Origin of the sequence: Collinsella aerofaciens (assembly GCF_032584215.1) — a bacterium.
Lineage (GTDB): Bacteria > Actinomycetota > Coriobacteriia > Coriobacteriales > Coriobacteriaceae > Collinsella.
Map to the genome: position 1 here is coordinate 1 of NZ_JAWHPN010000019.1, position 21,467 is coordinate 21,467.

At 60.4% G+C, this 21,467-nt stretch carries 18 protein-coding genes; 7 read left to right on the plus strand and 11 right to left on the minus strand.

The features are described from left to right. Window positions 1-177: 177 nt before the first annotated feature. Complete coding sequence (locus RX395_RS06605; RefSeq protein ID WP_117769450.1) at window positions 178-918, minus strand: ABC transporter ATP-binding protein; 741 nt, start codon at window positions 916-918, stop codon at window positions 178-180. Window positions 919-923: 5 nt separating this feature from the next. Further along, entirely contained in the window at window positions 924-3,146 is a 2,223-nt protein-coding gene (locus tag RX395_RS06610; RefSeq protein ID WP_316366391.1) for a hypothetical protein, read from the minus strand. Window positions 3,147-3,698: 552 nt separating this feature from the next. Here RX395_RS06610 and RX395_RS06615 point away from each other — a divergent pair. From RX395_RS06615 to RX395_RS06640, 6 genes are all read left to right on the plus strand, one after another. After that, window positions 3,699-4,211: a DUF2975 domain-containing protein gene (locus tag RX395_RS06615; RefSeq protein WP_006235293.1), complete on the plus strand. Its 513-nt coding sequence runs from the start codon at window positions 3,699-3,701 to the stop codon at window positions 4,209-4,211. A gap of 9 nt (window positions 4,212-4,220) precedes the next feature. Beyond that, window positions 4,221-4,472, plus strand: coding sequence for a helix-turn-helix domain-containing protein (locus RX395_RS06620; protein ID WP_006235292.1), 252 nt, complete (start codon window positions 4,221-4,223; stop codon window positions 4,470-4,472). Between the two features lie 18 nt (window positions 4,473-4,490). Beyond that, the gene (locus tag RX395_RS06625) at window positions 4,491-5,198 is read left to right on the plus strand and encodes a site-specific integrase (RefSeq protein ID WP_270225426.1); all 708 of its coding nucleotides are present in this window, start codon (window positions 4,491-4,493) and stop codon (window positions 5,196-5,198) included. A 396-nt stretch (window positions 5,199-5,594) separates the two neighbouring features. Continuing rightward, window positions 5,595-5,882 (plus strand): ACT domain-containing protein, encoded by a 288-nt coding sequence (locus tag RX395_RS06630; protein WP_006235289.1) that lies wholly within the window; start codon window positions 5,595-5,597, stop codon window positions 5,880-5,882. 78 nt (window positions 5,883-5,960) lie between these two features. Further along, entirely contained in the window at window positions 5,961-7,379 is a 1,419-nt protein-coding gene (locus RX395_RS06635; RefSeq protein WP_316366393.1) for a citrate synthase, read from the plus strand. Between the two features lie 87 nt (window positions 7,380-7,466). Further along, complete coding sequence (locus RX395_RS06640) at window positions 7,467-8,309, plus strand: Cof-type HAD-IIB family hydrolase (RefSeq protein ID WP_316366394.1); 843 nt, start codon at window positions 7,467-7,469, stop codon at window positions 8,307-8,309. Between the two features lie 108 nt (window positions 8,310-8,417). Here RX395_RS06640 and RX395_RS06645 read toward each other — a convergent pair whose 3' ends face one another. The 4 genes from RX395_RS06645 to RX395_RS06660 form a co-directional block, all read right to left on the minus strand. Further along, window positions 8,418-9,212, minus strand: coding sequence for an HAD family hydrolase (locus tag RX395_RS06645; protein ID WP_316366396.1), 795 nt, complete (start codon window positions 9,210-9,212; stop codon window positions 8,418-8,420). A gap of 206 nt (window positions 9,213-9,418) precedes the next feature. Then, window positions 9,419-11,239 (minus strand): adenine deaminase, encoded by a 1,821-nt coding sequence (locus RX395_RS06650; RefSeq protein ID WP_316366397.1) that lies wholly within the window; start codon window positions 11,237-11,239, stop codon window positions 9,419-9,421. 274 nt (window positions 11,240-11,513) lie between these two features. Further along, on the minus strand, window positions 11,514-12,725 hold the full coding sequence (gene tyrS, locus RX395_RS06655; RefSeq protein WP_035137437.1) for a tyrosine--tRNA ligase: 1,212 nt from the start codon (window positions 12,723-12,725) through the stop codon (window positions 11,514-11,516). 96 nt (window positions 12,726-12,821) lie between these two features. Further along, window positions 12,822-14,780: a U32 family peptidase gene (locus tag RX395_RS06660; protein WP_316366399.1), complete on the minus strand. Its 1,959-nt coding sequence runs from the start codon at window positions 14,778-14,780 to the stop codon at window positions 12,822-12,824. A 162-nt stretch (window positions 14,781-14,942) separates the two neighbouring features. On the opposite strand from RX395_RS06660, the gene RX395_RS06665 reads away from it, so the two are divergent. Then, window positions 14,943-17,135 (plus strand): transglycosylase domain-containing protein, encoded by a 2,193-nt coding sequence (locus RX395_RS06665; protein ID WP_316366401.1) that lies wholly within the window; start codon window positions 14,943-14,945, stop codon window positions 17,133-17,135. A 189-nt stretch (window positions 17,136-17,324) separates the two neighbouring features. Here RX395_RS06665 and RX395_RS06670 read toward each other — a convergent pair whose 3' ends face one another. From RX395_RS06670 to RX395_RS06690, 5 genes are all read right to left on the minus strand, one after another. After that, entirely contained in the window at window positions 17,325-17,762 is a 438-nt protein-coding gene (locus tag RX395_RS06670; RefSeq protein ID WP_006235280.1) for an arginine repressor, read from the minus strand. Window positions 17,763-17,894: 132 nt separating this feature from the next. Continuing rightward, complete coding sequence (locus RX395_RS06675) at window positions 17,895-18,893, minus strand: glycosyltransferase family 2 protein (RefSeq protein WP_316366403.1); 999 nt, start codon at window positions 18,891-18,893, stop codon at window positions 17,895-17,897. 203 nt (window positions 18,894-19,096) lie between these two features. Beyond that, window positions 19,097-19,921 carry a tRNA pseudouridine(38-40) synthase TruA gene (truA, locus tag RX395_RS06680; RefSeq protein WP_316366405.1) on the minus strand — a complete coding sequence of 275 codons (825 nt, stop codon included), beginning with the start codon at window positions 19,919-19,921 and terminating at the stop codon, window positions 19,097-19,099. Window positions 19,922-20,013: 92 nt separating this feature from the next. Further along, window positions 20,014-20,481, minus strand: coding sequence for a 50S ribosomal protein L17 (rplQ, locus tag RX395_RS06685; RefSeq protein ID WP_006235277.1), 468 nt, complete (start codon window positions 20,479-20,481; stop codon window positions 20,014-20,016). Between the two features lie 30 nt (window positions 20,482-20,511). Further along, on the minus strand, window positions 20,512-21,453 hold the full coding sequence (locus tag RX395_RS06690; protein WP_006235276.1) for a DNA-directed RNA polymerase subunit alpha: 942 nt from the start codon (window positions 21,451-21,453) through the stop codon (window positions 20,512-20,514). Window positions 21,454-21,467 lie beyond the last annotated feature (14 nt).

Sequence of the window (21,467 nt, forward strand, 5' to 3'; positions counted from 1 at the left end):
TTTGAGAAGAAGTCGACAGTACATTTAGAAGCACCTACGTTCCTCAAAGAATTGTTAGACTAAAAGTAACAGACCGGATGAAGATACGCGCGGCGGGGGCGAGGCGAATGGCTGAGCGGTATCGATATGCGGGTTCAACGGTATCACATTGGCCACATAGATTTTTAACTTGCATTTCTACCCGCCCTTTTCGTAGAGTCGCCGATACGTGCTTAGCGCACCCTCGGCGCGTCCGGCAGGCTTTGCGAAATGGGATCCAGGAGACTTCGGCGCAGCATCATCTTGCGGAATGCTTCTAATGAGCCTCCCATCCTTCAAAAACAGAATCTCATCGCACAGCCTATCGACCGAATCCAAGATGTGGGATGACATGATGATGCACGTACCAGAATCGGCCAGCTTCCTGAGAATCTCGGAATGCAAGTCCACCCTGCTGGGGTCGAGCGCGTTCATGGGCTCATCTAATAGAAGGTACCGCGCGCCCGTCGCATACGCAATCGCCAGGGTAAGCTGCTGCTTCATGCCCTGGCTCAGAGTGCGGATCCTCATCTTCGCGAACTCGCCTATCTGCGTTTGTTCCACTATCTCTTCGATATCGCGAGCATGCGGCCACATATCGCAAACCATCTTGAGGTGATCTTCCGCACGCAATCCGGGATACAGCAGCGTCCCCTCACCAGGTGCATAGAAGATCATAGAACGGACCTCTCTCGCACCCGTACCCTGCACCTCATCCAGAACGATGCTCCCGTCCACGCGAGGACCCGGCAAACCTGCCATCGCACGCAGCAACGTCGTCTTTCCATGCCCGTTCGGAGCGACGAGACCGTAGACCGTACCCGGGGCAAACTCAGCGTTCACCGAATCTACGAGCACCTTCTTTCCATAAGAGATCGTCAGCGTTTGAAGGTCAATCATCGAGATCATCCCCTTTCGATCTTTGGAACACTCAGGCGCACCATCAACGGAGATACGGCGCCCAAGACCACCAGCAGAGCGCCCGATGCGCCGACGACCTCTCCAAAAGGCATCGCGTTCGTCCCTCGCCCAAGGAACCCAATCGTCCCCACCTGAGAAGCGGGATCAAACGAGGCGAATGGAGCCAGCAGCGCGACGCCCATGCCCACGCTTTCAACATGAGCGCTCAACGAACCCAACACCAAGAGAACCGCGCAAACCATTCCGGTGACAACGGGGTTGCGGCTAATCGCTGCTGTCAACGCAGCGACGACGGAAATCACGCCGTATGCCATGACCAGCAACGGAATACTGCACAACACCGCCTCCCCCACCATGGACGTTGTCGAAGCTCCCGCCCGAATGAGAGCGACGGGATACTCCGATCCACCCGCACCGTTCTTAATCACGGACACAACGACAGCGGGAACCATCGACACCAAAAGCAGCACCAAGCCAAGCAGGAGAGCCAGCGCAACAGCCGTCAGAAAACGCACATGCGCTGTTGCGGGGATCTGGAGAACCAGAAGGGAACGACACTGCAGGTGGGTGCACGCGAGCGATGTGACAACCACGGGCAACAGCAAAAATAAGGAGGGAAGCACTGCCTGGAGATACGAAAGGAGGATTAATGGGGGCATCTTCGTACTTAACTCGTAAACCTTGGGGTCCGGCAAGCTCGCGATCGACTCAAGCAGAAGGGCGCGCGCCTCCGCACGAGAAGGAGTCTCCGGCTCGATTCCGATCGATTGCAGGAGAGTCGCATCTGCCGCGCCCAGCTCACCTCGAGCGCGCTCGTACGTCGCAAGGCTTCGAAACCCCTCCGCAGGCATAGGCGCGTACACGAAACCCGAAAGAGCATCCCGCATGTCTTCCAGGGCCGCTTTGCCCTCGACGTCCATATTCGCAGCGTTCTGCTCTAGATACCGATCTATTGAACGGAGCTCCCCATCCCTATACCGAACAGCGGAAACGTTATCAGCGTCAGGAAACATCTCGACCAGAGCCGGGGCCAGCATCGTCGTCGACATTGCAATCGCGCATACGGCGAGGGTAGGAGAACGCAGGAGCAGTTTCCCCATCGTTCTTACGTATGCAACGGCGGAGGCACAAGCGCTCGAACGAGTTGCCGTTCTCGATGCAGTGAAGGAACCTCTCTCAAGACAAATCGGGGATATCGGGCACGCGCAGCCGCTCTTTCCAGCAACGCAAAGCAGACTAATTGCCAGCACCTCGATCCCGATTGCGCATACGAGGGCAATCGCGCCACGCTCGAAGCAAAGTCCAGGCAGATTCACTATCTGCGTTGTCGGGTACGGGCTATAGGCGCCGACGGTCAACTCAGTGTTCGCATACGTAAGGGGATTCAACAGGGCGAACTCACGTAAAGCGATGGATCTTCCGTAATACCCGGGAACCATCGTCACCCCCATCAGGGCACATACGAACACGATTCCAAGCGTAGGGTTATTGGCAATCTTCACGGCAAGGTGAACGACAAGCGAGATGAACGCTGCCACCAAGAATTGCAAGATGGCCGTCTGCGCGAACACCAGCCAAGCCGGTTTGATAACCGGAGTCGCATATTGAATGTAGCCTATCGGATAGAACGGCGAGCCCGGGCCATTCTTCACAAGCGCGGCGATTATCCCTGGAAGATTGATGGCGAGGACGGCAAGCATTGCAAAAACACTCGCCCATACGCTCGATGCAACAAGTCTACCCAGCTCGCCCATCGGTGCCTGGATGATGAGCTTTTCACGTTTGTTAAGACGCGCGGCAAGGAACGAGACGGCAACGGCCGTTGCGACCCATAGCAAGTACTCCTTCGATCCGTCATAATAGGTGTACTCTCCATCCGATATCTGCAGAAACGGAAGTAGGGGAGAGAGCGGTGCCAAGATAAGACGTCCCGCGGCAAGAGGGTACAGAAGCGCGGGCATGCTTGATGAAGAGGTATAGACACCGTCCTCCCCCGCATTCACAAGCGCATCCGCATAGGATGCTGACAATTCCTGCTCAACACGGGTTATTCCCGACTCGAGGTATTCGACCCGTCCGTCGATGCCAGCCGCGCTCCTGAAGACGGGCAAAGCACAAAGAACCATCAACGCAACAACGACAACACAGAGCGACCTGGAGGAGAGAAGCGACCTAAAGATCGCCTTCGAGATTTTGAGCATATTCATCGCCAACCTTAACCTCATCCAGTCGGAACAGAGGGGCCGAACAAAATGCTCGGCCCTTCCTCGCATCTAGTAGGTGCTATAGACAAATTGCCATTTATCAGTTGTGCCAAGAACACCACAGGAGCACATTGCAGCGAGGCGGGATTCCCTATGATGCGCAGATCGGCGATAGCCATTTCGGTAGGAGATCGTCTTGTAAGAGATGTTGAACATCGAGATGCTGTGCCCGCTTACGCCGCGAGGACAGCTGTAGCTCCAGTAGGTATCGACGACGTCGTCCGTATACCCGAGGGGCTCAACGAGGGCACACTGGCTGCTCTCCTGGGAAGGAGGCATCGGGGTATCCGCAAAAGCGGGGGCTCCCGACAGCAACAGACAAAGAGCGAGGCCGAGGAAAACCAAGAGCTTACACGACTTAACAGTACTGAACATAATCCTCTCCAATCTAGAGGGGTTTCGGTTGCAGTATGCTGTGATTACTTGCCGGCAAAGTCAATTTAACATAAACTGTTAAAAAGTAACCTGAGTTTTTTAAATTCTTCGGAGGTTATTATGAGTTCCGACAATCGCACTCCCCGGCTTCATTCCTTCCGCATCGCATGTGCGATAGCCTCTGCGACCCTTTGCGCCACCGCCATCGCACAAGTGGCGTTCTCCTTAAAGCCAGCAATCGAAGTGCTCGACAACCCTGTAATTGCAGACTCCCCCGCGTATCCAGCCCTTGCGATCTCGACATTGGTCCCTGCCGTCATCGGTATCGCTACGACCATCCTCAGCGCCGTTCTCGTGTGGACGATCAAGAGCGGAGACCCCTTCAAGAAAGGGTCTGCGACATGCTTGAAGGTGCTCGGCATTCTCTTCGTTGTTCAAGCTGCCACCAGCCTCTACGCCGGCTCACTCAAAACCTCCGTTTCGATGTTTGGCGGCGAGGGGGCCGTCGGCGCCCAAGAGATCGCTTCATCATTCGATTGGACCTCTCTGGTTCTCGGCATCGTCCTGTTCATGCTTTCCCAGCTCTTCTTGTACGCCCGAGAGCTGTACCTCGACTCCGACGAGATTGCGTAAGGAAACGCCATGCCCGTAATTGTTCGCCTCGACAAGATCATGGCCGAGCGAAAGATTTCCTCGAACGAACTTGCCGAAAGGATTGGAACCACGCCCGTGAACCTGTCCCGTATTAAAAAAGGGCATATTCGCGGCATTCGCTTCAACACACTCGAGCAGCTATGCCTCGCCCTTCGTTGCCAACCCGGAGACCTTCTCGAAGTCATGAGCGAAGAGGATGCCCGAAAGGAGTTCGGACTCGATTGGTCCGCCGAGGATTAGAGGGCGGTCGTACTCGCCCTGCACACGGGGATGCGAATCGGCGAGGTCTGCGGCCTTCGGTGGTGCGATGTGGATTTCGAGACGGGCCTGATCTCGATCAGGCACTCGGTGGCGTACGCGAAGGGAATGGGTTCGTTCATCAAGGACACCAAGACCCATGACGCCAGGGGTATCCCCATCGACCCGGTCGGCCTACTCCCCTTCCTGAAGGAGACCCACGAGATCGACTGCGGAAAGCTGCGCTTGCGCGGCCTTACCGGGGCGGTCGAGATCGGGGACTGCTACATCCTGTCGGAGCCGGGCGCGACCTTCGCGACGACAAGCTATATCCGCAGGGCGTTCAAGACGTTCTCGGAGACCAACGGCCTCATGGGCACCAACGACGAGCTGATCACGTTCCACGGCCTTCGCCACACGTTCGCAACGCAGTGGATCCGCCAAGGCGGCGATATCAAGGCGCTCCAATCGATCCTCGGCCACAAGGACGCCATGGCGACGCTCAACGTCTACGCCGACATCGAGCCCATCTCCAAAATCCATAACATGCTGCGCGCCACGCCGTGCCTTTGGCGCGGGCACCTCGGGCCGAGGGTCGATCCGGGTCCCATGTTCCAACAGAGGATCCAGGAGTCCATCGAGACGCTCCAGGCGTTCGGCTACGGCATCACCGAGCCGGACGACCGAAATATCGCCATACGCGACGTGAAGATGAACAGTTGGCTCTAGCTCACCGAGTACGCGGCAGTGCTGGGCCCATCCCAACTGAGGTCACGGTGGTCCGATAGGGGCGCCGCCCGCGGCATGCGCCGCGGAGCGGTATCCCCTACCGAAGGGCGGGGATGCCCTCCGCTTCCAGTTCGGAATCAGCCGTCGGAGGCGTTCGGCTGACTGCGGGAACGGCCTGTCCGCTCAATGTGTTCGGCTGAGATCGGAAATCAACCCAACACGAGCCGGACACGCGCCAGACGGCTCTTCCCCGTACGGCCTTCCCCCTTACGCTCATGTTGCAGGCATGTAACGCCGCAGCGAGCGCGCCTTTTTTGCGCCAGACAGGTACAATGATGAACACTGTACCGTAGCGGAGCGCCCCGCGCGCGCCGCAACCACGCGAAAGGGTTTCCCATGGCCGAGATCTCGTCCTCCCGTATCGTCATCACCGTCCTTGGCAAGAACCGCCCCGGCATCGTCGCCGGCGTCACCCGCGTTCTGGGCGAGGCCAACGTCGACATCCGCGACATCACGCAGTCCATTATCGAGGACATCTTCACCATGACCATGCTGGCCGACACCGCCGAGTCCAAGCTCGACTTCGCCGAGCTGCAGAAGGCCCTGGCCGAGGCCGGCGAGCTTTCGGGCGTCAACGTGTCCATCCAGCGCGAGGACGTCTTTAACTTTATGTACCGCCTGTAGCGAACAGGCCGTGCGGGAACAGGCCGGCGCATCTGCACCCAAGCACGCCGCCCCCACACGGCCCCGAGAGGAGCGCGCATGGCTTACGACGCCAAGAAAATCTACTACCGCTTCGATGACCATCTGAGCCGCCTGGTCTTGGATTATGAGGCGAGCCGCCAGATTTCGCCCGAAAGCGAAAACCTCTACCACGGCATGCCGACTAATCCGTATGACGAGGGTCTGTTCGTCGAGCATAACGTCAAGCGCGGCCTACGCAATGCCGACGGCTCGGGCGTGGTTGCGGGCCTTACCCGCATCTCGGACGTGCACGGCTACAACAAGGTCGACGGCAAGGTCGTACCCGACCAGGGCAAGCTCACGCTGCGCGGCTATAGCATCGAGGACCTGGTCAACAACGCCCAGGCCGAGAATCGCTATGGCTACGAAGAGGTCGCCTACCTGCTCATCACGGGCTCGCTGCCCAACAAAGAGGAGCTCGACGGCTTTTGTGAACGTCTGGGCGCTTTTAGGCATCTGAGCGACGAGTACGTCAAAGAGTTCCCCATGACCACGGTGTCGTCGAGCATCATGAATGTGCTTCAGCGCGCCGTGCTGCTGCTCTACGCCTTCGACGCCGAGCCCGACGCCATTACACCCGAGCACGAAATCGACGTCGCCATCTCCATGCTCGCCCGTCTCCCCCGCATCGCCGCCTTCGCGCATATGGCCTCGGTCGCCAAGCGTCGCGGCTCCGAGGTTCATGTACCGCACCCCACACCCGGCCTCTCCACCGCCGAGACCATCCTGCAGGTGCTCCGCGGCGGCATGGCATTCACCCGCGACGAAGCCATGCTGCTCGACGTGATGCTCATGCTGCATGCCGAGCACGGCGGCGGCAACAACTCCACGTTTGCCTGCCGCGTGCTGTCCTCCTCGGCTACCGACCCGTATTCCGCCTACGCCGCGGCCATCGGCTCGCTCAAGGGCCCGCGCCACGGCGGCGCCAACGCCAAGGTCGTGTCCATGCACGAGGACATCCGTGCACATGTCTCCAATTGGGAGGACGAGGACGAGGTCGCAGCCTACCTGGGCAAGATTCTCGACAAGCAGGCCTTCGACGGCACGGGTCTCATCTACGGTATGGGCCACGCCGTCTACACGCTGAGCGACCCGCGCGCCGAGGTGTGCCGCCGTTACGCGCGCACGCTTGCCGCCAAGAAGGACCTGGGCGAGGAGTTCGCACTCATCGAGCGCATCGAGCGCTTGGCCCCGCAAGTGATGCGCGATCACGGCATGACCAAGCCTATCTGCGCCAACATCGACCTGTACACGGGCTTTATCTACAAGATGCTCGGCGTGCCCGAGACGCTCTTTACGCCGCTGTTCGCCGTCGCCCGCATGGCCGGCTGGTCGGCGCACCGCATGGAAGAGCTCTTCTGCGCGCATCGCATCATCCGCCCGGCGTACCGTCCGGTGATCGAGCCGCTGGAGTACAAGCCGCTCGCCGACCGCTAGGACGCGGACCGTTATAGAACTCGAGCGTGGCCAGGGCATCACCGCCCTCGGCCACGCTTTTTATGCCAGCAGAAAGGGCTGCATCGAATGATTGTTTTTTCCGATATGGATGGAACGCTGTTGACGAGTGACAAGCAGATGAGCGACGCCACCTGGGCGATGCTCGACGAGCTCGCACGTCGCGGCATTGAGTTTGTACCGTGCACGGGGCGTCCGCTGTCGGGCATCTTTGAGCCTATCCTCGCCCATCCCGCCGTGCACTACGCAGTCTGCGCCAATGGTGCCAGCGTCTGGCAGCTAGACGAAGATGTGCCTACCGATGCCTCACGCGCCACACGTATCTTGAGCCGACCGCTCGACCGTGGCATCGCCCATCGCATCCATCGCATCGCCGCCGGCCACGATGTGACCTTCGATATCTTCGCCGACGGCCAGTGCTTCCTCCCCCGCTCGCTCTATGAGCGCCTAGACGAGTTCTGTGGCGGCGACCCCCACATCGCGGCTTCGCTCAAGCGCACACGAACACCGATCGACATGGATATCGACAGCAAGATCGACGAGGTCGAGACGCTCGAACGCATCGCCATGTACTGGCACGACCCGGCCGATCGCGACGCCATCGCGGCTGAGCTCGACACGCTCGGAGGCATTGAGGTCACGCGTTCGTACGCCATGAATATCGAGGTCATGGGCGAGGGCGCCACCAAGGGAACGGCCCTCACGTGGCTATGCGAGCACCTGGGCGAGCGTCTCGCCGACGCCTGGGCGTTCGGCGACAACATCAACGACATCCCCATGCTGCAGGCAGCGGGCCATGGCATGGCCATGATCAACGCCGAGCCCGAGGACCGCGACGCCGCCGACGCCATCACCGAATACGACAACGACCACGACGGCGTCGCCCGCACCATCATGGCCGCCCTCGCCTAGTCACTGGGGACGTTCTTGAATGACTAGTCGTTAGGGACACTCTTCGCGAAAAAGCTGCAAGGACTGTCCCCCACTGCCGGCAGAACGGGAACGTCCCCATCTGTCGGATTAAACATGGCTCTCCAGCACACGGCGGAGCTCACGCTGAACGGCATGGTCGCGGTTGCAGCCTACGACGCGATCGGCAACCGCTTTGAGCGCGGGGCGCGCGTTTTCCATCGCACAGCCCGTGCCGACAAAGCGAATGATCTCGTAGTCGTTCATCGAGTCGCCAAACGCCATGATCTCGTCGCGTCCAATGCCGTAATGCTCCGCAAGCTGTGCGATGCCCGAGGCCTTCGACACACCGGGCTGCATGGCATCGATCCACGCGTTGCCCGAAGGCGCAAAGGTAAAGAGCTGACCGAGTTCTCGCTGTAGCACGTACGCACTGTCCATAACGGCACCGTCATCGCAAAAGATACTCGCCTTGATGATATTTACGCTGGGATCGGGCAGCTCCCAAATGCGCTCGGCATTGGGAAGGTCCTTATCGACCTCGCGTACGAACTTGCACTCGTCATCGAGCAAGAAGGATTTGGTTCGGTCAAAGAGTGCAAGATGCAGATTGGGAAACGTCCCGACGGCCTGGGCGAGCTTTCGAATCGCCAGGTGCGAATACACCTCACGGTCCACCATCTTGCCGTCGGCGTAGACCTGGGCACCGTTAGCTGCGACAAAGTCCATCTTGTCACGAACGGGCGCAAAGAACTCGCACAGTCGATCGTAGCGACGACCTGACGATGCGGCAAAATGCACGCCATGCTCGCGTAGCGCCAGGATCAGTTCATAGGTTTCGGGAGGCACCTGGCCGTTTTCGTCAAGCAACGTGCCGTCCATATCGGATGCAATCAGTTTAAACATAGAAAAGCTCCCTTCGGGCTTGTTGGAATCGAACGTGTATCCAATTCCAACGTACCCAAAGGGAGCTCAAATAAGACCCCGCAGTCATAAACGTTACATGGACCCGGCAAATAGCTCACGCGTGCCAGAGGTCTCACGGTCGCGGCGTCAGGCGACACGCCAAAGAGTGTCACCGACGACTAGTCGTTTAAGAACGTCCCCGATGACTAGTCGGCGTAGGTGAAGGTGGTGACGTCAAACATGCCCTCGGGGCGGATGCGGAGCGTCGGAATCACCGGCAGGGGCAGGAAGATGATGCCCATGATGGGGTCGAGCGGCGGCTCGATGCCCATGGCGCGCGCCTTGACCATAAAGTCATCGTGCTGCGCGGCGACATCCTCGGCCGTGCCCTCGCTCATAAGGCCACCGAGCGCCAGCGGAATGCGCGCCACGACCTCGCCGTTGCGCACCAGCACGTGACCGCCCTGGCCCACGGCATCAACGGCGGCCATCATATCGGCGGCGTTGTCGCCCACGACGCACACGTTGTGCGAGTCGTGTCCGATCGTCGAGGCGATGGCACCACCCGTGATGGTAAAGCCGCGCACCCAGCCGCGGCCGATATGCTTGCCAACGAGTCCCAGGCCAGCGGGGCCGTCACCGTCGGCGCCCTCGGCCTGCAGCGACACGCCGCGGCCGTGGCGCTCGATCAGCATAATACGGCGCAGGCCCTCGGCGCTCTCGGGACGAACCATGCCCGTGATGGCCTTGCCCGGCACCACGTCAATCACGGCCTCGCCCGGCTTAAAGGCATAGTCGAATACGTCGAGCGAAAGCTTCGGCAGCTTAACGGAGGCGCGCAGCTCATCGGCAAGGGCCGCAACCTCGGCCATCTCGGGTGCGATCTCGCCCACAAAGGTGCCGTCCTGCGCCACCAGGGCACCGGCGGCATATACACGATGCGGAGCCGTGGCAAACGTCAGGTCATTGAGCACCAGCAGGTCGGCACGCTTGCCCGGGGCAATCGCACCGCGGAGCTCGTGCGGGTCGCGGCAGCCGTGATCCAGGCCAAACGCCTCGGCCGTGGAGAGGGACGCCATAGAGATAGAGACCACGGGGTCGATACCGGCCTCAATCGCCACGCGGCAGGCATTGTCGATCATGCCGGTTGCAAGCGCATCGGAAGGAGCGCGGTCGTCAGTCGCAAAGCAGAAGCGGCGGGCGCGCGCGGGATTCTCCAGCAGCATCGGCGACAGGTTGGCCAGATCATGGCTGCACGTACCCTCGCGCAGCATCACGTACATGCCGCGAGACAGCTTGTCGAGCGCCTCCTCGGGAATCGTCGACTCGTGGTCGGCAATAATACCCGCCGCGGCATAGGCATTGAGGTCCTTGCCGGCAACGAGCGGCGCATGGCCGTCGACCTGCTTGGACGGCGTCTGGTTGGCAGCATCGATGCGAGCGCAGGTCTCGGGATCGGCCATAAAGACGCCCGGCAGGTTCATCATCTCGCCCAGGCCAAAAACGTCGCCCGGATGCTCGGCAAAAAACGCCTGCATGTCAGCAGCGGTAATCACAGCGCCCGCTTGCTCATCGGGCAGCGCGGGCACGCATGAGGGCATCATGTACTTGATGGAAATGGGCGCGCGGCGACCGTCCTCGATCATAAAGCGCAGGCCGTCGAGCCCCGCCACGTTGGCGATCTCGTGGCTGTCGGCAATGGCGGTGGTGGTACCGCGCGTCGCCGCCATGCGCGCATACTCGGCGGGACGGATGTTCGAGGACTCAATGTGCAGATGTCCGTCGATAAAGCCGGGGGCGAGATAGCGGCCCTGGCAGTCAATGACCTCGGCAGCCTCGTAGGTGCCGGCGGCATCGTCGCGACCATCGTAGAGCACGCCGACGATCACACCGTCCTTGACGGCAACGCTGCCGGGCGCCACACGCTGGCCATACACGTCGACAATCTGCGCATTGATAAACAGCGTGTCGACGGGCACGCGGCCCTCGGCGGCCTCGATCACAGACCTCATGACCTCAACGGACATACATACTCCTTTAACCGTAGAAAAAAGCTGCGGAGCGGACAGACCTTCACCGCAGCAGACCAATAGCCATTGTATGCCCAAACGATGGGTCAACAATACGCCTCTCCGCTTAACGGCACACGCCACTTGGTGCAATGAGGAGAGGTTGCTTTGCACCAATGACAAGGAGTGTCCCAAAGTGCCGGCACAAAAGGAACGTCCCCAAGTGCCAAAAAAGGCCGCAGCCGGGATTCCCGGCTGCGGCCTTATTGCACTTGTGAGGTCAACTCGCTCGTTAGACCAACTTGAAGCCCTTGCGCTTGCCCACGGAGAGGGTGTCACCCAGCTTGAGGGCGCTGGGATCGATGTTATAGCTCTTGGGAGCCACGGCCTTGCCATTGATCTTGACGCCGCCGCCGTCGATATCGCGACGAGCCTGGCCGGCGCTCGCCGAAAGGCCCAGGTCCTTGAGCAGGCCGGCGAGGTAGATCTGACCCTCGTCGTTGACGGTCAGCTCGACATGCTTCTCGGGGAAGTCGGCAAGCTGGCCCTCCTTGAATACGCGGTCGAACTCGGCCTGAGCCTCGTCGCCGGCGCCGGCGCCGTGGTAGGTGTCGCACAGGTCGCGGCCCAGAGCGCGCTTGAGCTCGTAGGGGTCGGCAGAGCCGTCGGCCAGAGCAGCGTCGATCTTGTCGACCTCGGCCGGGGTGAGCGAGCTGGCCAGACGATAGTACTTGCCGATCATCTCGTCGGGGATGGACATGGTCTTGCCGAACATATCCTTGGGCGCGTCGGTCAGGCCGATGTAGTTGCCATAGGACTTGGACATCTTGCGCACGCCATCGGTGCCCTCGAGCAGCGGCATGGTGAGCGCGATCTGCGGCTCCATGCCCATCTTCTCCATGAGCTCGCGGCCGGCGAGCAGGTTGAAGAGCTGGTCGGTGCCGCCCATCTCCACGTCGGCCTTGATCTGCACGGAGTCGAAAGCCTGCATCACGGGATACAGGAACTCATGCAGGGCGATCGGCGTCTGGGACTGGTAGCGCTTGGTAAAGTCGTCGCGCTCAAGAATGCGGGCGACGGTGAACTTGGAGCACACCTGCAGCAGGCCGGCCAGGTCCATCGAAAGGATCCAGTCGCCGTTGTGCACGATGGTGGTCTTCTCGGGATCCAGGATCTTCATGGCCTGGCTCACATAGGTCTCGGCATTGGCCTCGATCTGCTCCTGCGAAAGCTGCGGACGGGTGGAGTTCTTGCCCGAGGGATCGCCAATCAGCGCGGTACCGTTGCCGATGATGAGGGTGACGTTGTGGCCCAGGTCCTGGAACTGACGCATCTTGCGCAGCGGCACGGCGTGGCCCAGGTGCAGGTCGGGGCTGGTGGGGTCGACGCCGAGCTTGATGTTGAGGGGCTCGCCCTTCTCAAGCTTCTTGCGAAGGTCGGCCTCGGGAACGATCTGCGCGGCGCCCGAGGTGATGATACGCATTTGCTCGTCAACAGACAGCATTGGGTATCCTCCTTTTGCTATAGCACCCTCGCCGAAAACGGCGGTGCTGGAAGTCCATAAACTCTCTTATGATAACAAATTGACGCGACGCAGCACCTACGACAGGAAAATCCTCGTCCTGCCGCATGCGTCAATGGCAACTGGCAGACGTGTACCGCCACGCTCGACCAGATAGCGTACCTGCCGACGACGCAAGCAGTCGCGGCAACGGACCTGTCCCGTCGCATCGGTGGCGCAGACGCCCTCGGCGGTCAGCAGGCAGTGCTCGCACACCATAAGCTCGGGACGGTCGGCGTCGACCGGACCCAAGACGCCGGGTTCAGCAGCCAGTTCGGCAATACGCTCCGCATCATTGCCGAGCAACTCGGCCGGCAAGTACACCCGCCCCGCACCGAATCCGCGCAGCCAGGTAAGCGTGGCCCGATTCGCGCAGAACACCGGCGCCGCCACGTCAAACGTCACGCCCAGCTCGCGAGCGATCGCCACCTGCCCCAGGTTGCGGCAGACGATGCGCCCGGCACGCTGCATCAGTGAGCGGGTCCAGTCAGCGTCACCCGTGCGGCACACCTCGTCAAGCACCACAACGGCGTCGGACAAATCGAGTTCTCCGCGCGGGTCGGCATCCATCAGCTGCCAAGCAAAAACCATGCGAGTGGGAACCGCGCACTCCACCAACTCCGTCGACGCACCGCCATCCACCGCAACGCCCTCAAAGGGCAGCACCTCAACGGCACGCGCAACGGGCGCAATCGCATCCGCCTCGGCCCGCATGCGCTCCAACACTGCCGCCGTCTGATCCAACACGCCGGCACTGCGAATCAGGTACACCTCGCAGCCCGTGTCCACCTTACGCTTGCAATGCACGACGACGCGCTTCCCCGCTGCGGCATCCACCGGGCAGGGCACCTGCGGCCAGCGCTTGGGCACATCGGGACGCGCGTCGACACCCGGATAAAACCGGATCTCGAGCATGTCACCCGCCGCCACGGCGGCGTCGAACTCAACGGTCACCTCTTCGTGGCCCACAGCGACCAAGCGTCCCACGCGCACGCCCTGGTTAATTGCGCGCTCAAAGCTCATCAGCTCGGCACCCGAACGCCCTCGCAGGTACGCATCGGTAAACCCACGGTTAAACGACCTTCCCAGCTCGCGTTCAAGCTCTTCCACGGCACCGGGGTCCCACGCGTCGTCGCGCAGCATATCGAGCGCCCGGCGCCACACCCGCACCACATTGAATACGTAATCGGGGTTCTTCATGCGCCCCTCGATCTTGAGCGACGCCACGCCGGCATCTACAAGCTCGGGCAGATGCGCAATACCCAGATAGTCGCGCGGGCACAACAGGCGATCCCCTTCGACGGCGACAACGCTCTGCCCCGCCTCGTCCACCAGGTCGTACGCCAGACGGCACGGCTGCGTGCAGTCGCCGCGCATCGCCGAGCGCCCACGCCGCAGGGCCGAGAACTCGCACGCCCCCGAATAGCCGATGCAAATCGCACCGTGGCAGAATACCTCGATGGGCACGCCCGTGGCACATAGCGCCGCAATCTCGTCGACCGTCAGCTCGCGTGCCGTCGTCACACGCTCGACCCCCAGCTCATCGGCGGCAAGCCGCACGGCGCCTTCGCTATGAACGCCCGCCTGCGTGGACAGGTGAATCTCGACCCCGGGAATCGCCGCGCTCAGCGCGCAGGCCAACCCGGCATCGGCGACAATCAGAGCATCGGCGCCCAGCTCCAGTGCATGAGCTCCCAACGCCACCGCGTCGGACAACTCATCGTCAAACACGAACACGTTGAGCGTCACGTACACGCGCACGCCATGGGCATGCGCCACGGCGCAGCCGCGCGCAAACTCGTCATCCGTAAAGCCATGCGCGCTCACGCGGGCGTTAAAGCCGCCCAACCCCGCATAGATGGCATCGGCACCCGCGGCGATGGCCGCAAGCATCTGGTCGAGTCCGCCCGCCGGCGCCAGCAGCTCGGGCAGCGCCGCACCGGCAGCATCCAATCCAGTCTCGTATTGTCCGCTCGGCCCCATCGCCCGAATCGCCATCGGCAAACTCCTTACCAAGGTATGCATTCACTCTGAAAAATGCCGTCTTCCAGCATACACGAGGCCTCGCGCGCCCCGTTTGGTTTATCGTGTAATAACTTATGTCCATCCTGCCTCGACGGCACATCCGCCGCCCGGCACGACATACCTGGAGGTCAATATATGGGTCCTCGCCAACGACAGGGACGCAGCCGTTCAAAGACGCATGCTCTGCCCATAATCCTGCTCTCATTTTTAGGCTTTCTGCTGATTGCGGGCGTGGCATTTGGCATCGGCATGGTCGGCAACGTCAACCGCTGGCTGTCCGATCTGCCCGACTACACCGACGCCAACGCGTATCTGGTGAGCGAGCCCACCGAGATCGTCGACTGCAACGGCAACAAGATCGCGAGCTTCTACACGCAAAACCGCAAGTCCATCACCAAGGACGAGGTCTCCCCCTACGTGCTGCAGGGCACCGTTGACGTCGAGGACGAGCGCTTCTACGAGCACGGCGGTATCGACCTGTGGGGTATCGCGCGTGCTGCGGTGGCAACCCTCGGCGGCGGGCACGAAGGCGCCTCGACTATCACCCAGCAGCTGGTGCGCAACACCATTCTGCAGGAGGAGCAGTTCGACTCGACCATCGAGCGTAAGGTGCGCGAGGCCTACATCGCCGTCAAGATGGAGGACATGTACTCCAAAGACGAGATCCTCATGATGTACCTCAACACCATCTATTACGGCCACGGCGCCTACGGCATCGAGGCCGCAGCCGAGACCTACCTGTCCAAGAGCGCCGCCGACCTCACCCTGAGCGAAGCCGCACTGTTGATCGGCCTTCCCAACTCGCCTTCGCAGTACGACCCCACGGTCAATCCCGATCTGGCACTGTCTCGCCGCAACAAGGTCCTCGACAACATGTTGCGCCTGGGCCACATTACGCAGGAGGAGCACGATGCCGCACAGGCCGAGCCCATCACCCTCAACGTGACCGAAATCTCGGGCAGCGGCGTCGACGTATACTCGCAGCCCTACTTTGTCGCCTATGTTAAGCAGCTGCTGGAGCAGGAGTTCTCGACCGACGTGCTCTTTAAGGGCGGTCTGACCGTCAAGACCACCATCGACCCCACGATGCAGCAGGTGGCAGAAAATGCCGTCCGCGAGCAGCTCGACACGCTCTCGCTCGACGGCCTGGACATGGGCATGGTCGTCGTCGATCCCAAGACCGGCTACATCAAGTGCATGGTGGGCGGCTACGACTACAACGCCGACGAGAACCATGTGAACCACGCTACGGCGAAGCGCCCCGTGGGCTCCACGTTTAAGGCCTTTACGCTGGCAACTGCCATCCAAAACGGCATGAACCCCAACGTCACCCTCAACTGCAACTCGCCGCTCAAGGCCAAGGGCACCACGACCGAGGTCCAAAACTACGCCAACCATAGCTATGGCAACATCACGCTTAAGCAGGCGACGGCATACTCCTCCAATACCGGTTACATCCAGGTGGCGGAAGCCGTCGGCAACAGCAAGATCATCTCGCTCGTCAAAAAGCTCGGCATCGATCCCGCCAAGGACAACATCGAGGACGTTCCCGTCATGACGCTCGGCACCGGCTCGATCTCGCCGCTCGAGATGGCCGCCGCCTACGCGACGTTTGCCAACGGCGGCTACTATCGCCAGCCGATCGCCATCACCGAGATTGACTCTCGTACCGGTTCGGTGCTGTACCAGCACACGGACAATCCCTCACAGGTGCTTACCGAGGGCGAGGCCGCCGCGGTCACCGATGTTCTGTCCGGCGTCATGCAGGGCGGCGGTACGGGTGCTGCCGGTGCCCTGAGCGTCAACCAGCCCTATGCCGGCAAGACGGGCACCACCGACAACACCACCAACCTGTGGTTCTGCGGCTATACCCCGCAGCTGGCGTGCGCCCTGTGGACCGGCTATTCCGCAGGTGAGATCCCCATCCAAAAATACGGCACAGACCTGCTGGGCGACAGCACCAACCTGCCTGTCTTTAAGCGGTTTATGAACACCGTTCTGACCGGTACCGAGCGCGAGGAGTTTGCGACCGGAACGGCGCCCACCTACAAGAACAACAGCGTCTGGAAGTTCTACGGCACCAACAACACCAAGAAGACGGAGAACGACGACAAGGACGAGAACGAGGACGAAGAGGAAACCACCACAACAACGACAACGACGACCACGACCACCGAGACCACGGGCGGCGACACCACCGGCGGCACCGGTACCACCGGTGGCTCGACGGGCGGCTCCACTGGTGGTTCAACCGGCGGCGATGGCGGCACGCCTACGCCTACGCCCACTCCCGACCCCTCGCCCACGCCTGACGATACGGTCGGCTAGAAATTCATCCAGCCATAAGCAACAAGGCCCCCGTGCAGCTTATTAAACTGCTCGGGGGCCTTTTTAGTTTAAAGCGACCTGATGGGCGATCTTTATACCGGCAGACAAAAAGGGGGTACCGACCAACGTCGATACCCCTTACAAGCCGCTATGTCAGCGCGCACAGTGCCGAGCGCACGACCCGCACGCCTACTTGCGAGAATTGCTCAGCTTATTGATCAGCGCCTCAAGACGCTCGCCGTCCTCGGCCGTCTGGGCAATAACCAAAATCGTATCGTTGCCGGCAAGTGAGCCAAGCACATCGGGCAGCTCTGCCGCATCAACAGCGGCGGCGATGCCGGAAGCCGTACCAGGCTGAGCCTTGATCATAACCAGATTATCGGTGCGCAGAACGCCCGTTACGAGCTCGGAAACCATACGCTGCAGGTGCAGGTCCTCTGCCAGAACATAGATGCCCTCAGGGAGCTTACGCAGCCCCATATCGGCAATATCGCGAGAGACAGTCGCCTGCGTGCAATCAAAGCCCATAGCGCGGAGCTCATCGACCAGCACGCGCTGCGTGCGGACGTCCTTATTGCGCACAATATCTCTAATGGCATCCTGGCGCCCATTGCGTTTTTTAGCCATACAAACCCTCTCTCCAAAAGATGGCGGAGACAATCAATCAGTGATTGAATAGTTTAACGCTATTTGAAGGCTTTTGTGTATAAGAACGCATTTCGAAACAATTCTATGCAAATTTGTTTCGAAATGAGCCGTTTAGGCGGTTTTTGCGCCCGTCCGGTTAAGAAAAGCTGCCAGATGCGTACACATCACGCAGCGCGCGGGCTTGGCGCTGGCGATCGGCCCAAACAACAGACCGAGTCCCCGATGGTTATCCTTGAGCGCGGCGACCATCTGACGGGTTCGAGGCGCCTCGAGCATATCACGCATGCGGGCGGAACGCTCGATTGACGACACCCCATGCGGGCTCAGACACAAATTCTCGATGCAGGCGACCAGTCCGGCAAAGTAGAACTTCTGGCTTGCCAGCTTGAGCCGACCACCGCTATCTGCTTCCGAGAGTGAGTCCGCAAGCTCGTCGAGCGCTCGGGTATCATCAGATACCTTGGCATACATGGTGGGATCAAAGGCATCTGTAAGCTTAGGTGCCGCCGCGTGGAAACAAGCATCGCCGCAGCCGGACACGCATCGTGCCTGCGAAAGCGCGCATGTCATAAACCCAACTGTGCGAAACACCTTGTCGCACAAAAGGCATGCCTCAAACAGCGAGCGGCTGTACATCACACCAGAGGTCTGAACGACAAGGCCGCCTAAAATCAACTGAGGCAGCCCGGCCACCATCGAAGATTTGCCATCAATGGAAATATGAGCAGCATCCAAGACGCGCGAATGGCGCTCTCGATGTGCATCATAGCGGTCGAGCGACACCGTGGGGAACACTATGTCTGCCGCGGTATCGCACGCGATATCGACCATCTTGGAAAGGGACTGCGGAGCAAACCACTCATCGGCGTTCATAGCGATGATTTGAGAGCCACGCGAGGCAGCAAAACCGGCACGAAGGCAAGCACCGCGCTTCGCGTCCTCGACGTCAATCAAATCAATATGGATGTCCCTGTCGGCAGCAACTTGAAGCGAATGGCGCACACCGGGCGCAGCATCGCGGCAGACAACGACAATCTGCAAATCGTAGAGGTCTTGGTTCTGGACACTCTCGAGCGCACGCATCGCATAGCTGGGCGAACCTTCTACCACAAGGATCACCGAAAGTCGCGGATGCGAGCCACGTCGAACCAAGTTATCCGTCCTCTCGACAGCAATGAATCAAACCGTGGTTCATGGTACACCCCGGCAATAAAAGCAATGAGACACCGGTTGTATTGCACGCCAAGAACAGATGTTGCACACGCGCAGCCCACAGATGACAGGTGCCGACGCACGACGCGTCGAGCCCTCCCCTAGTCGAGCACGACAAGCTCGGCGGGATCGTAATCCACGCCCATAAACGTAAGGCCGCAGGCAGGAGCCGTGGGGCCCGCAGCGATACGGTCGCAAGCATCGATGACCTCGCGCATCCACTCGGGTTCACGGCGATGCATGCCAATCTCGACAAGCGTGCCCACGATCGTGCGGACCATCGAATGCAGAAACGCATTGCCCTCGATGGTAAACGTCAGGATGTCCTCGCCAAACGCAACCTCATGGCCAAACTCGGCACGCATCACGCAGCGATGCGTGGGCTTGCCAACGGCCGAGGCAACCTTGCAAAAGCTCTTAAAGTCCTGCTCACCCAAAAGCGCGGGACAGGCCGCAGACATGGCCTCGACGTCCAAGGGATAGCGATGCCACCACACGGCACCCCGTGAGAGCACGGGACGCGCGTCGCGATCGGCAATACGGTACGTATATGTACGTGAACGCGCATCAAAGCGTGCAGAAAAGCCTTTACGGGCCTTGTAGACCTCGTTTATGGCGATATCTTTGGGCAGCAGGGCATCCATAGCCCGCAGCCACCTACGGCGCGTCAAGGCGAGCTCAGCGTCCGTTACGGGCACGCTGATGTACTGAGCCACGGCATGCACGCCGGCATCGGTACGCCCCGCGCACGTCAGATCGATCGAGCGGCGAAGCAGCGTCTCGATGGCTCGACGCAGCTCACCCGCAACCGTCGTCTGTCCCGGCTGCTCGGCAAATCCGCTATACGACGAGCCATCATAGGCCACGCGAAATACTAGCGTGGCGTCAAGCTCGGAAATCGAATTGAAATCAGACGGCGCAGTCATGGGCGCTCCCAACATAAAAGCAACGGTATCGCGACAAAAAAAGAGGGGTACGCGAACGTACCCCTCGAATATAGCCTATGCAGACGGAATGTCTACTCAGCGGTCTCCTCAGCAGGAGCCTCCTCGACAGCCTCGACCTTCTTGGGAGCAGCGGCCTTCTTGGGGGCCGGAGCAGCCTTCTTGGCCTTAGGCGTGCAGGGCTCGGTGACGAGCTCCATGATAACGATGGGAGCGTTGTCGCCCTTGCGGTTACCGAGCTTCATGATGCGGGTGTAACCGCCGTTGCGGTCCTGCCACATGCCCTGAGCAGCCTTGTCGAAAATCTCGGCAACGAGCTGCTTATCGCCGAGCTTGGCAATAGCCAGACGACGAGAATGCAGGTCGCCCTTCTTGGCCCAGGTGATGATCGGATCGACGACCGAACGCAGCGCCTTAGCGCGGGTCTCGGTGGTCTTGATGCGGTCGTTCTCGAAGAGGGCCTTAGCAAGGCTCTTCTTCATGGCCTTGGTGTGGCTCGCATCGGTGCCGAGCTTCAGGCCCTTCTTAACGTTGTGACGCATGGTCTAGTTTCTCCTCAAATATGCGAAGCATTAAGCCTTCAGGCTCAGGCCCATGGACTCAAGCTTGTCCTTCACTTCCTCGATCGACTTAACACCGAAGTTACGGATGTTGAGCAGATCGTTCTCCGAGAACTCAACGAGCTGACGGACCGAGTGAATGCTGGCGCGCTTAAGGCAGTTGTAGGAACGGACGGAAAGGTCCAGATCCTCGATCTGCTTGTCCAGCTCGGCGTTGTCGTTGGTGACCTCGGGAGCGAAGATCGAAGCCTCCTCCTCGACCTCGGGGGTCTCGGCAAGGTTCATAAAGGCGGCCATATGCTGGTTGATGATATTGGCAGCCTGGACCACGGCGTCGCGCGGGGCGATGGAACCGTTGGTCTCGATCTCGAGGACAAGGCGGTCGTAGTCGGTATGCTGACCGACACGGCAAGCCTCAACGAGCTTGGCGCAACGGGAAACCGGCGAGTACAGCGAGTCGACGTGGATCACACCGATGGGATCGTTGTCGCGCTTGTTGGCCTCGCCAGAAACATAGCCGCGGCCATAGCCGATGCGCATGCTCATGGTGAGATGGCCACCCTCGGTGAGCGTAGCAATGTGCTGCTCGGGGTTGACCAGCTCAAACTCGGACGGAATAAAGAAGTCCGCACCGGTGACCTCGCAGGGGCCGTCAACCGAGATGGTGGCGGTCGCCTCGTCGGTCGTGCCGAGAGCCCTGAAGACAAGACCCTTGACATTCAGGACGATGTCGGTGACATCCTCGACCATGTTAGGGATGGTCATGAACTCGTGCTGCGCACCATCGATCTGAATAGCCTCGACGGCGGCACCCTCGAGCGAGGACAGAAGAACGCGACGAAGGGAGTTACCCAGCGTATCGCCGTAGCCACGCTCGAGCGGCTCGACGGAGACACGAGCAGACGTCTCGTTGATCTCTTCGACCTGAACCTGAGGCCTAATGAATTCTGACATGTATTACCTCCAGC

Excerpts from the sequence above, each read along its gene's own strand:
- RX395_RS06605 (WP_117769450.1), bottom strand. The coding sequence starts at position 918 with ATGATTGACCTTCAAACGCTGACGATCTCTTATGGAAAGAAGGTGCTC.
- RX395_RS06610 (WP_316366391.1), bottom strand. The coding sequence starts at position 3,146 with ATGAATATGCTCAAAATCTCGAAGGCGATCTTTAGGTCGCTTCTCTCC.
- RX395_RS06615 (WP_006235293.1), top strand. The coding sequence starts at position 3,699 with ATGAGTTCCGACAATCGCACTCCCCGGCTTCATTCCTTCCGCATCGCA.
- RX395_RS06620 (WP_006235292.1), top strand. The coding sequence starts at position 4,221 with ATGCCCGTAATTGTTCGCCTCGACAAGATCATGGCCGAGCGAAAGATT.
- RX395_RS06630 (WP_006235289.1), top strand. The coding sequence starts at position 5,595 with ATGGCCGAGATCTCGTCCTCCCGTATCGTCATCACCGTCCTTGGCAAG.
- RX395_RS06635 (WP_316366393.1), top strand. The coding sequence starts at position 5,961 with ATGGCTTACGACGCCAAGAAAATCTACTACCGCTTCGATGACCATCTG.
- RX395_RS06640 (WP_316366394.1), top strand. The coding sequence starts at position 7,467 with ATGATTGTTTTTTCCGATATGGATGGAACGCTGTTGACGAGTGACAAG.
- RX395_RS06645 (WP_316366396.1), bottom strand. The coding sequence starts at position 9,212 with ATGTTTAAACTGATTGCATCCGATATGGACGGCACGTTGCTTGACGAA.
- RX395_RS06650 (WP_316366397.1), bottom strand. The coding sequence starts at position 11,239 with ATGTCCGTTGAGGTCATGAGGTCTGTGATCGAGGCCGCCGAGGGCCGC.
- tyrS (WP_035137437.1), bottom strand. The coding sequence starts at position 12,725 with ATGCTGTCTGTTGACGAGCAAATGCGTATCATCACCTCGGGCGCCGCG.
- RX395_RS06660 (WP_316366399.1), bottom strand. The coding sequence starts at position 14,780 with ATGGCGATTCGGGCGATGGGGCCGAGCGGACAATACGAGACTGGATTG.
- RX395_RS06665 (WP_316366401.1), top strand. The coding sequence starts at position 14,943 with ATGGGTCCTCGCCAACGACAGGGACGCAGCCGTTCAAAGACGCATGCT.
- RX395_RS06670 (WP_006235280.1), bottom strand. The coding sequence starts at position 17,762 with ATGGCTAAAAAACGCAATGGGCGCCAGGATGCCATTAGAGATATTGTG.
- truA (WP_316366405.1), bottom strand. The coding sequence starts at position 19,921 with ATGACTGCGCCGTCTGATTTCAATTCGATTTCCGAGCTTGACGCCACG.
- rplQ (WP_006235277.1), bottom strand. The coding sequence starts at position 20,481 with ATGCGTCACAACGTTAAGAAGGGCCTGAAGCTCGGCACCGATGCGAGC.
- RX395_RS06690 (WP_006235276.1), bottom strand. The coding sequence starts at position 21,453 with ATGTCAGAATTCATTAGGCCTCAGGTTCAGGTCGAAGAGATCAACGAG.